10 protein-coding genes are annotated in these 10,919 nt (G+C 42.9%); 2 read left to right on the top strand and 8 right to left on the bottom strand.

Annotated features, from left to right (window positions below):
* From QVP90_RS11610 to QVP90_RS11595, 4 genes are all read right to left on the bottom strand, one after another.
* On the bottom strand, window positions 1-1,388 hold a 1,388-nt coding region (locus QVP90_RS11610; RefSeq protein ID WP_288204368.1), incomplete at its 3' end, for a TonB-dependent receptor plug domain-containing protein.
* Window positions 1,385-2,227 (bottom strand): FecR family protein, encoded by an 843-nt coding sequence (locus tag QVP90_RS11605; protein WP_021936518.1) that lies wholly within the window; start codon window positions 2,225-2,227, stop codon window positions 1,385-1,387. The genes QVP90_RS11610 and QVP90_RS11605, both read right to left, overlap by 4 nt.
* A 71-nt stretch (window positions 2,228-2,298) precedes the next feature.
* Entirely contained in the window at window positions 2,299-2,802 is a 504-nt protein-coding gene (locus tag QVP90_RS11600; RefSeq protein WP_005924768.1) for an RNA polymerase sigma-70 factor, read from the bottom strand.
* A 158-nt stretch (window positions 2,803-2,960) separates the two neighbouring features.
* A complete protein-coding gene (locus tag QVP90_RS11595; protein ID WP_005924766.1) occupies window positions 2,961-3,098 on the bottom strand; it encodes a hypothetical protein in 138 nt (45 codons plus the stop codon).
* 215 nt (window positions 3,099-3,313) lie between these two features.
* Here QVP90_RS11595 and QVP90_RS11590 point away from each other — a divergent pair, with 215 nt between their 5' ends.
* Window positions 3,314-4,909, top strand: coding sequence for a YfcC family protein (locus QVP90_RS11590; RefSeq protein WP_007478450.1), 1,596 nt, complete (start codon window positions 3,314-3,316; stop codon window positions 4,907-4,909).
* A gap of 25 nt (window positions 4,910-4,934) precedes the next feature.
* On the top strand, window positions 4,935-7,604 hold the full coding sequence (locus QVP90_RS11585; protein ID WP_264380941.1) for a transglutaminase domain-containing protein: 2,670 nt from the start codon (window positions 4,935-4,937) through the stop codon (window positions 7,602-7,604).
* Window positions 7,605-7,643: 39 nt separating this feature from the next.
* Here the strand turns inward: QVP90_RS11585 and QVP90_RS11580 are convergent, their stop codons facing one another.
* The 4 genes from QVP90_RS11580 to QVP90_RS11565 all read right to left on the bottom strand — a co-directional run bounded on the left by QVP90_RS11580 (window position 7,644) and on the right by QVP90_RS11565 (window position 10,721).
* Window positions 7,644-8,402 carry a copper homeostasis protein CutC gene (locus QVP90_RS11580; RefSeq protein WP_021936516.1) on the bottom strand — a complete coding sequence of 253 codons (759 nt, stop codon included), beginning with the start codon at window positions 8,400-8,402 and terminating at the stop codon, window positions 7,644-7,646.
* A gap of 71 nt (window positions 8,403-8,473) precedes the next feature.
* Window positions 8,474-10,009, bottom strand: a complete 1,536-nt coding sequence (gene rny / locus QVP90_RS11575; protein ID WP_005924754.1) for a ribonuclease Y — start codon at window positions 10,007-10,009, stop codon at window positions 8,474-8,476.
* A gap of 114 nt (window positions 10,010-10,123) precedes the next feature.
* Complete coding sequence (locus QVP90_RS11570) at window positions 10,124-10,414, bottom strand: cell division protein ZapA (RefSeq protein WP_005924751.1); 291 nt, start codon at window positions 10,412-10,414, stop codon at window positions 10,124-10,126.
* 13 nt (window positions 10,415-10,427) lie between these two features.
* A complete protein-coding gene (locus QVP90_RS11565; RefSeq protein WP_044093756.1) occupies window positions 10,428-10,721 on the bottom strand; it encodes a hypothetical protein in 294 nt (97 codons plus the stop codon).
* Window positions 10,722-10,919: the final 198 nt, after the last annotated feature.

Genomic DNA, 10,919 nt, shown 5'->3' with positions numbered 1-10,919 from the left:
CGGACGGAGCTATATTCTGGTCGGAAACGGTGATAGATATACTGGCTCCCGAAGCGGATGTGCTGGTTGGTTGTCGGTAGATAATTAAAATCGGTTCGTAGACTGATATCATCTATTCCATTTAGGCTGGATGTTTGGTAATAGGTTTGTTTTTCGTCATTCTGTTCCTTAAGATTTCTTTGAAGTTTGGAGGCGTAATGGGTGTAGGCAACGTTGATGTTGCTGTAAAATCTGGAATTGAATGAATGTGACCATCCGGCAAATCCCATGACATTTCCCCAGCGTAATCGGCTGATATCTTCTTCTTTGTCATTTTCGTCTGTACTTTTACTTCCTCCTTTGAGATAATCACGACCAAAATAAATACCGGCAAAGGCGTGGCTGTGAGAGTTGAAATGGTGTGTGAGTTTTAAGTTGAGATCAGTAAAGGCATAGCGGGCTATGGTTTTATCTGCTCCGTCCTGTTTGGTTGCATTCATGATTGCCAATGCCGGAGCCGATAGTATATCAAACCAGGTGCGTCGTAGATTTAAATTGAAAGAAGTTTTATCTTTAATAAGGGGACCTTCCAGATTGAAGCTGCCAGAGGTGAGTCCCAACATGATGTTACCGTGGTGTTCTCTTAAATTTCCGTCTTTAGTCCGGATGTCGACTACGCTGGAAAGTCTGCCTCCGTAGCGTGCAGGAAAGGCTGACTTATAGAAATCTGTACTTTCTATCGCTTCGACATTGAATCCGGAGAAGAGTCCTGCCGCATGGTTCACTTGATAGAGTGGATTTCCTTCTAATAGATAGAGATTTTCGTCGTTATTGCCGCCTCGTACATACATATCGGCAAATCCGGCTATTCCGGGCGATACTCCCGGCTGTGTTTGTATTATCTTTATAATATCGGCCTCTCCGAAAAGAACAGGGGTACTTTTAATATTTTCATAGCCGAATCGGGCTTGTCCCATTTGTGGGTTTAGCAATAAGTTTTTTTGCAAAGACGTTGCACTGATAACGACCTCTTGCAGATGCTGAATACTGTCGAATTGTAATCCGTTGGTAGCAACTTCATGTATGTTTGTCCGTTTCAGAATGATAAAATGTCCTTCTTGCTTGTAGCTGATAGACAGAAGCACACACAGTTTACGCATACATTCGGAAAATGGAGTCCGGTAAAAAGAAATATTAATTTGTGGCATATTTTTTAGCAGGGAAGATTCATAAGTGAAAGTAACCCCGGCCTGCTCTTCCAACAAGGGTAACAACTTTTGCAGGCTGGCGTTGGCAACTTCCAGACTGATGAGCGGTTCGCCGGATGGTGCTGCTTTCACCTTTGCCGTAGGCAAGAGGCTCAGCAGCACGATCAACAGAAATTTGAAACAGATAACAGATTCTTTCATTGTTGTATGGTGATAGTTAGGTTCGTGTCGAGTGTTTGGTTGATAATATAAAGTATGTCTGAAATCTCCATTGTGTCGAAAGTTGCCGTTAGTTTCAGATTTTGTGGAGGTATATTTTTTAGTTTTATTTGATAGAGTTTTTCCAAATCTGCCACTACTTCTCGCAACGGGGTGTTTTGATAAACGAGTCGGTGGGTTTTCCAGGCCAGTTCGTTCAGATGATCTTTTGCGGAGACTTGAATTTGTCCGTTTTCCCGGTTTACTATGGCCCGCATATTCTGTGTAAGGTCTGTACACTGCCTTGAAGTGCTGAAGCGGACTTTCCCGGAAACAATCCATGTCACTGTGCTGTCTTTAGTGGAAACCACTTGGAATTGTGTTCCTAATACTTGTATATCAGCTAAGGGGGTATTGATATGAAAAGGGACATTTTTGAGGTGATTCACATTAAAAAATGCTTTTCCGGCTAATTCTATATATCGTTCCTTTTTACCGAAAGACAAACGGTCGTATCGGATGGAACTTCCCGGAGATAGAGTTATGGCGCTATGATCCGGTAAAACGATTTCCTGCTTTTCAGCTTGTGCAGCAATTATGATCCAGTCTGCCTGTGTTTTCATCCGGTGGTAACCTATCCCTGCAATAATTCCGGTAAGGATAGCCGCTGCTATACCGATGCGGTATATCGGGATACGGCGTTTGGAGGAAGGTTGTTTGTGGATGGCTCTGGTAATCTTTTTCCATGCTGCTGAAGTGTCGGCCTTTCCTTCACTGTAGAAACGACTTATGAACCGGATACTCTCTTCTTCCGGTGTGGGGTATTTAGGATTCTTTTCCATGTTTTGAAAGTTTGTCTTTTATTAGTAAGACATGTTTTTAGGAAAATCCCCCCATCATTTCCTTTGTTTTTTTATGAGAAAAAGAAAAAATAAACTTTGATTGCTGTATTTCGTAAGGTTTTAATGGCCTTACTGATCTGGTGTTCGACGGTTTTGATCGATATTCCCAACTCATCGGCTATTTCTTTATAAGTGAGTCCGTCACGTTTTGATAGCAAGAAAATACGTTTTCGAGCTTTAGGCAGTCTGTCAATGGCTGTCCATAATTGTGCATCCCGTTCTGAACGGATGATTCGTTCTTCTTCGCTGATATCTTCCATTTCGTTTTCTTGAATCGTACTTTTCTGAGGGGAATGGATAACACGGGTCAGACTGCCATTTCGAACTACTGTATACAAATAAGCTTTCAAATTATCAATAGCCATTCCGCCGGACAATCTTTCCCATATATCTATAAATGATTGTTGTACAATATCTTCTGCGTCATCTATGTTTTCCGTATAACGCAAAGCATACATGGTGAGTGGACGATAATGGCATCGGAAAATTGTTTCAAATTCTGAGATGTCTGTCATTTTTTATTTAGAGTTTCGTTAGTTTGGATGCAAAAGTAAGAATACTTTTCAGTAAAACAAATGATCAGTGAGAATTGTGTTTTGTAAAATACCATATAAAAAAAGCAGAGAACCGGTAAATGATTCTCTGCTTTGTTCATATAATAAGGTAGTGTATTTTACATGGCAGTCTGCTTTGAAAGCAGTTTTTGAAGTTGGCCATTCAAGGTTTGGCACATGGTTCCATTTCCCATTGCATGATAACGTTTGATACGGTACTGCAACATCATAATCTTTTCATTTGAATTCTTTTTCATAATCTTCATCTTTTTTTGCTCTCCACGTTTTGAAGAGCGGGTTTTACATCTTGTTTTCTTTAATAACGTTGCAAAGATACAAAAAGTTCACGAAAATATGTTCTACAACATAAAAAATATGCTTTTGAGACTCTTTTCTCTCGAAAGAGTGTGTATGTCCGGATGAATATTACAAATATATTACATAACTTTGTGGCAGATCAATTACCTGAAATATGCTGAAACGAATTCCTCACACCTACACGATCATCTCTTCTGTGATATTACTTTGTGCTGTATTGTCTTGGATTATTCCTGCCGGAGAATATATGCGTCAGACGGTGGAGATCAATGGAGTGCCGCGTACCGTGATTGTCGACCACTCTTTTCATCCGGTAGAACAGGCTCCGCAGACTTGGCAGGTGTTCAGTGCTTTGCTGGATGGCTTTGAACGCCAGGCCGGCATCATCGCTTTTCTTTTAATCATGGGAGGAGCTTTTCAGATTATGAATAGCAGCCGGGCCATTGATGCCGGAATATTCTCTTTTTTAGGATTCACGAAAGGGCTCGAGAGGTATCGGTTTATTAAGATGCTGGGAGTCAATAATGTGGTAATCTCTTTGATTATCATATTGTTCAGCCTTTTTGGAGCAGTGTTCGGTATGAGTGAGGAAACGCTGGCATTCGTTATTATCATTGTGCCGTTGGCTATTTCTATGGGTTATGATTCTATTACGGGGCTTTGTATGGTTTATGTGGCGGCCCATGTAGGTTTTTCCGGTGCTGTACTCAATCCTTTTACGATAGGTATTGCTCAGGGACTTTCCGATTTACCCCTGTTCTCGGGCTTTGAATATCGTATGTTTTGCTGGGTGGTGCTCACTGTCCTACTTATAGCTTGTGTGCTCCGTTATGCCTCTGTCATTAAAAGGAATCCGGAGAAGTCGCCGATGTATCGTGCCGATGCTTATTGGAGAAAAAGAGGAGAAGGGATGTCGGAACAGATTGCTTATGCTACCACACGTTCGGCGTATATAGTCTATGTATTGGTATTGATGGCATTGGTTGTATTTTCTGTTTGTTATCCTCAAAGTACGTTTGTGTTAGGAGAATCGTCCGTCAGTTGGTATGCTGTTCCTTTTCTTACTGTGTTGTATGCTGTTTTCGGTTGGTTAGGGTTGCGTAAATCCAATCATTTTTTTATTCTTGTCCTGCTTGCTTTTACTATTCTGTATTTGATTGTCGGTGTAATGGGGCATGGTTGGTATCTGCCCGAGATTTCCGCTATCTTTTTGGCGATGGGGATACTTTCCGGTTTTGCCAACAGCGAACAGACGGATACGATTATCAAGCAGTTTCTGGACGGGGCAAAGGATATGCTTTCGGCTGCCATAGTAGTCGGCCTTGCCGGTGGGATTATTCAAATATTACAAGACGGTCGTATTATCGATCCTATTCTTCATTCGCTCGCTTCGTTGATGGGAGAGGCCGGGAGATTTGTTTCGTTGGGGGTAATGTATTTCATACAGACATTGATAAATCTGATTATACCTTCCGGTTCCGCCAAAGCGGCATTGACCATGCCTATCATGGCGCCATTCTCCGATGTAATCGGCCTTTCGCGGCAAGCTACGGTGATGGCCTATCAGTTTGGAGATGGCTTTACGAATATGATAACACCTACTTCCGCCGTGCTGATGGGGGCATTGGGAATAGCCCGCATACCTTATGAAATATGGGTGAAATGGTTCTGGAAATTGTTATTACTGTTTATTATATTGGGGTTGGTATTGTTGATCCCTACCGTACTGTTCCCTTTGAATGGATTTTGATTATACCTTATTTATATTGAATCGTATGAAAACATCGGGTCGTTATTTTCTATATTCACTATTGTTTTTTATGTTTCTTTCGTGTACGGAAGAGCATTTTTTGAAGGACGAGGCTTATCGTAACCAAGTACAGGCTGACTTTGCAATGAAGCAGTTGCAACTTCCATACGGCGATCTGTTCGGTGTTTTCCGGGATTCCACGCTTACTGCCGTAGAGCGCGAAGCATTGATGTTCCTTTATGCCTATATGCCTATTGGTGATATTACCGACTATTCGGGAGATTATTATTTGGAGAATATACGTCTGACTGAACAGGCACAGCGTGAGATGCCTTGGGGAAAAACGATTCCCGAAGATGTATTCCGGCATTTTGTACTTCCAATCCGGGTGAATAATGAGAATCTGGATGATTCCCGCCGGGTATTTTATAATGAATTGAAGGAGCGTGTCAAGTATCTTTCCATGCGGGATGCCATTCTGGAGGTAAATCACTGGTGTCATGAAAAGGTGGTTTACCGTCCGAGCGATGCTCGTACCAGCTCGCCGCTTGCTTCCGTTAAGACGGCTTATGGCCGTTGTGGTGAGGAGTCTACCTTTACCGTTGCCGCCCTTCGTTCTGTAGGTATTCCTGCCCGTCAGGTATACACTCCCCGTTGGGCACATACCGATGACAATCATGCTTGGGTAGAAGCCTGGGCAGATGACAAATGGTATTTCTTTGGAGCTTGTGAGCCGGAGCCGGTATTGAATTTAGGATGGTTTAATGCCCCTGCGAGTCGTGGTATGTTGATGCATACTAAAGTCTTTGGACGTTATAAAGGTGCGGAAGAAATCATGTATGAAACTCCCAATTATACGGAAATCAATGTCATAGAAAACTATGCTCCTACGGCGAAAGCGGTTATCACGGTTGCCGATGCGGGTGGTAATCCTGTGGAGGGGGCGAAAGTGGAGTTTAAAGTGTATAACTATGCCGAGTTTTATTCCGTAGCAACGAAGTATACCGATACTTCCGGACAGGCTTCATTGACGGCTGGAAAGGGGGATATGCTTGTGTGGGCTTCTAAGGGAGAGGTTTTCGGTTTTGGCAAGTTGTCTTTTGGAAAAGAAAAAGAACTGACACTTGTATTGGATAAGAAACCGGGCGATGTGTATTCGTTGGACTTGGATATTGTTCCTCCTGCCGAAGAAACCCGATTGCCCGAAGTGACTCCGGAGCAACGTGCCGAAAACAATCGTCGTATGGCACAGGAAGACTCTATTCGCAATGCCTACGTTTCTACTTTTATCACTGAAGCAGAGGCCGGAGCTTTTGCCCGGGAATATGCCATGAATCCCCAGACGGTTATCCGGTTGTTGCTTGCGTCGAGAGGCAATTACCGGACTTTGACCGATTTCCTCACAGTTGCTGCCAAAGAGGGAAAGGCTGATCTTGCCCTTAGACTGCTTGGTGTTATCTCTGACAAAGATTTACGTGATATATCTCTGGAAGTATTGTTGGATCATTTTCATTATTCTACAGTTGCTTCTGGTGGAGATTATTACTATTCGTCTGTTCTCAATCCACGCGTGGGCAATGAGATGCTGACTCCGTATAAGCAGTTTTTTCAAGAGGCAGTGCCGGCTGCCGATGCAGAAAGCTATCGTAAGAATCCGCAATTGTTGGTAGCCTGGTGCAAAAAAAATATTGGTATTGACAATGAGTTGAACTCGCAACGCATTCCCATGTCTCCTGTTGGTGTATGGAGAGCTTCCGTAGCTGACGAGAGATCCAGGGATATCTTTTTTGTGGCTTTGGCACGTGCTTTGGGCATTCCTGCCTGGATAGATGAGGTGACAGGGAAGGTTCAATATCAGGATTTGACTGACGGGCGGTTGAAAAATGGCAAGACATACGATGTGGATTTCGAAGCAACAGAGCAACTTTGGGCACCTTCGGCGATTGTAAGGGCCAATTATCGTCCTATCCGTTCGCTTGACAATCCTAAATACTATTCTCATTTTACGTTGTCCCGGTTTGAAGAGGGGACTTTCCGCTTATTGAATTATGATGAAGGTACTACCTCTTGGGAACAATTATTGAAAAATGGCACACGGCTGGATACCGGTTATTATATGCTTACCACCGGAACGCGTCTGGCTAATGGGGGTGTACTTGCCAATCTTTCTTTTTTTAATGTAGAAAAAGATCATAATGCTACGGTGGATTTGGTTATGCGTGAGAGTGAAACCCAAGTACAGGTAATTGGTAGTTTTAATTCAGAGTCACTTTTTCGTCCGGTAGGCGATCACAATCAGATGCAAAGTATTCTGCAAGCTTGTGGTCGTGGCTATTTTGTAGTGGGTATACTGTCTGCCGGACAGGAACCTGCCAATCATGCTTTAAAAGATATGGCAGCGTTGGGCAAGGATTTTGAGAAATGGGGACGTAAGATAGTATTGCTTTTCCCGGATGAAGAACAATACAAGAAGTTTCAGCCGACGGAATTTCCGGGATTGCCTTCCACTATAATCTATGGCATAGATACAGATGGCAATATTCAGAAGCAGATAACGGAATCGATGAAATTATCAAGTTCCGCAGCGCTTCCGGTATTTATCATTGCCGATACTTTCAACAGGGTGGTTTTTGTATCCCAAGGATATACAATCGGTCTGGGCGAACAGTTGATGAAAGTTGTGCATGGCTTGTGAGGGTATAAAGTGTAGTTCATTATATGGAGTGATTCCCTCTTATCGCCAATCATTTATCGCCAATTCTGCAATCGTATTTCTGACTCTTTCTGCTGTTGTTATCTGACGGGAATATTCATCGATTTGTACGGTTCCTCCCATAGAGACGGTGGGGTTACGATATTGCATCTCGCTTATTCTTTTTTCTCTTGCCGAGAAATGGAATTCTTCGATACCTGTTTGCGAAGCGATATGAGCAATGTTTTCTTCGTTTACTCCGCAGCCGGCCAACAGAATGATTCTTCCGTCAGCTTGTGCATGGAGTTCTTTTAGTAAAGGGATACCGGCTTTTGCTGTTGCCTGTTGGCCGGAAGTCAATATCCGGTCGCATCCTAAGTCTATAATTTCTTCCATTGCTTTTTGTGGATTGCGACAGACGTCGAATGCACGGTGAAAAGTTACAGACAATCCTTCGGCGGCTTTCATCAGCTCTTTCATTACCGGCATGTTTATGTCTCCCGTTGCCGTGAGACATCCCAAAACAATTCCGTCAACTCCCGTTTTACGAGCCATTTCTATGTCTGCTGACATTGTTTTTATTTCGATAGGTGAATATAAAAAGTCACCTCCCCGAGGGCGAATAATCACATGGAGTTTTATATCAAGAACTTCTCTTGCAACGGCTATTTCTCCATAAGACGGAGTGGTACCTCCTTCCGGTATGCCTGCGCATAGCTCTACACGGTCGGCTCCCCCTGCTTGTGCGGCAAGACAACTTTCTATTGAGTTGGCACATATCTCAAACTGGTATTTGCTCATCCTATAAAACGGTATTAAAAAAGGGCGAATTGCTTCGCCCCTTATCTTGATGATTTTTCTTCTTGATCTTATTATTTAGCAAAGCTTACTGCACGTGTTTCACGGATTACGGTAATCTTCACCTGGCCCGGATAAGTCATTTCATCCTGTATCTTTTGAGCGATTTCGCCCGACAGGCTTTCCGTTTGCTTATCATCTATCTTGTCTGCACCTACGATAACGCGCAACTCACGTCCGGCTTGGATGGCATAAGTTTTTGTTACGCCCGGATAAGACATGGCCAACTGCTCCAGATCGTTCAGACGCTTGATATACGCTTCTACGATTTCGCGGCGTGCTCCCGGACGTGCTCCGGAGATAGCATCACATACCTGTACGATAGGAGCGAGAAGACTTGTCATTTCCGTTTCGTCATGGTGGGCACCGATGGCATTGCAGATATCCGGCTTTTCTTTGAATTTCTCTGCCAGCTTCATACCCAATAATGCGTGCGGCAATTCCGGTTCCTCATCAGGCACTTTACCAATATCGTGCAACAGTCCGGCGCGTTTTGCCTTTTTCGGATTCAAACCTAATTCCGATGCCATCACAGCACAGAGATTGGCCGTTTCACGAGCATGTTGCAACAGGTTCTGGCCATAGGAAGAGCGGTATTTCATCTTACCGATGATACGAATCAGTTCCGGATGCAATCCGTGAATGCCCAAGTCGATGGTAGTACGTTTACCGGTTTCTATGATTTCTTCTTCTACTTGTTTGCGCACTTTGGCTACCACTTCCTCAATACGTGCCGGGTGAATACGTCCGTCTGTTACCAATTGATGCAAGGCCAGACGAGCCACTTCGCGACGTACAGGATCGAATGCGGAAAGAACGATTGCTTCCGGAGTATCGTCTACAACGATTTCTACACCGGTAGCCGCTTCCAGAGCACGGATATTACGGCCTTCACGACCGATGATGCGTCCTTTGATTTCGTCGGACTCAATATGGAATACGGTTACGGAATTTTCAATAGCTGTCTCTGTCGCTACTCTTTGGATCGATTGTATTACGATTCGTTTGGCTTCTTTGCTGGCCGTCAGTTTCGCATCGTCCATGATATCGTTGATGTACGACTGTGCCTGTGTCTTGGCTTCCTCTTTCAATGATTCTACCAGGCGTTCTTTCGCTTCTTCGGCAGATAAACCGGAGATTGTTTCCAGTTTTTCTATCTCCTGCTGTTGCAGTTTGTCCAGTTCTTCTTTCTTTCTGTCAACGATTCCCAATTGGGCTTCAAGATTTTCTCTTACGGCATCAGCTTCCGCCTTTTTGCGTTGAATCTCTTCCTGGCGCTGGCTTAATACCATTTCGCGTTGTTTCAGTTTGTTTTCAGCTTGCTGAATTTTCTGGTTACGCTGGGCTACCTCTTTTTCCAGATCTGCTTTCTTATTGAGGAATTTTTCCTTAACCTCCAGCAATTTGTTTTTCTTGATTACTTCTGCTTCTGTCTCCGCTTCTTTGAGGATATTGTCGTATCTGGCTTTCAGTCCGTATTTAAATAATACGTATGACAATATGCCACCTACGATGAAGCAAGCAATGGATGCTACTATTGTTACTAACATTGTAATTTAATTTAAGTATAAATAAAAACGCACCGCCAAATATGCGGAAAAACCTCCTTCCGTATATTTTGCAGTGCGTGGATTTTCTATTCCCCACCGACAAAAGCAATGATTCTACTCCTTTTTGAAGTGTTCTTCAAGTGTTTTCGTCAGTTCTGTTATTTTTTCGGTATAAGGTGTCGTGTCGTTACGTTGTTTTTCGAGCAAACTTTCCAATGAAAAGCGATAGGCGATCATTGTCATAATCCTTTCTTTCTCTACGTTAGGCCACTTCTCCCTATATTCTTTTAAAATATCGTTTACCTGTTGTGCGGCCTTTCTTACTATCTCCTCATCCTCCGGTTTGATCCAGACCGGATAAGTAGCATCGGCCATCGACAGATTTATTTTCCATTTATCGTCCATACATCTCCATTATTTATTCATTTAATAAAGCGATGCACTTATCGACTTCACGCACTAATTTAGACAATCGCAGCTTTGTCTCTTTTACATCGCTGCCGTTAAGGCTGATTGTCGTTGCTGTTTTTAGGTTTGTGTAGCTTGTTTCCAGTTCTTTGTACTCAGCCAATACCTTTTCGTTTTGTTCCTTCTCTGCTTTGAGAAGTTCCTTAAGTTCAGCATTTTCACGCTTTAATTCATCGTGAAGATAGATTAAATGCCGTAGTCTTGCTTCAAAGGTACTTAATAGCTTTTTTTCTTCTTCTGTCATTACTACACCAAAATTGTACACAAAAATACGATTAAGTTTGGTATTACAAAAACTTTGCAGCAGAAATTGCGTGTTTTACTTGAAAATTGCTATTGAAGGAATAGATGAGAACATTATTAAGCTGGAATGAAGGATATACTTTTAAATTGTATTCCTCTAATTTCTTTATGTTGATCACTGTAGTGTACTGAATAAGTT

Origin of the sequence: Bacteroides sp. CAG:189 (assembly GCF_000432295.1) — a bacterium.
Lineage (GTDB): Bacteria > Bacteroidota > Bacteroidia > Bacteroidales > Bacteroidaceae > Bacteroides > Bacteroides salyersiae.
The sequence above is the reverse complement of the archived record's forward strand: the minus strand, read 5'-3'. Positions and strand labels throughout refer to the sequence as shown.

Bases quoted from the DNA above. Each gene is read 5' to 3' on its own strand.
- QVP90_RS11585 (WP_264380941.1), top strand. From the start codon at position 4,935: ATGAAAACATCGGGTCGTTATTTTCTATATTCACTATTGTTTTTTATG.
- QVP90_RS11580 (WP_021936516.1), bottom strand. From the start codon at position 8,402: ATGAGCAAATACCAGTTTGAGATATGTGCCAACTCAATAGAAAGTTGT.
- QVP90_RS11600 (WP_005924768.1), bottom strand. From the start codon at position 2,802: ATGACAGACATCTCAGAATTTGAAACAATTTTCCGATGCCATTATCGT.
- QVP90_RS11590 (WP_007478450.1), top strand. From the start codon at position 3,314: ATGCTGAAACGAATTCCTCACACCTACACGATCATCTCTTCTGTGATA.
- QVP90_RS11565 (WP_044093756.1), bottom strand. From the start codon at position 10,721: ATGACAGAAGAAGAAAAAAAGCTATTAAGTACCTTTGAAGCAAGACTA.
- rny (WP_005924754.1), bottom strand. From the start codon at position 10,009: ATGTTAGTAACAATAGTAGCATCCATTGCTTGCTTCATCGTAGGTGGC.
- QVP90_RS11570 (WP_005924751.1), bottom strand. From the start codon at position 10,414: ATGGACGATAAATGGAAAATAAATCTGTCGATGGCCGATGCTACTTAT.
- QVP90_RS11605 (WP_021936518.1), bottom strand. From the start codon at position 2,227: ATGGAAAAGAATCCTAAATACCCCACACCGGAAGAAGAGAGTATCCGG.
- QVP90_RS11595 (WP_005924766.1), bottom strand. From the start codon at position 3,098: ATGAAAAAGAATTCAAATGAAAAGATTATGATGTTGCAGTACCGTATC.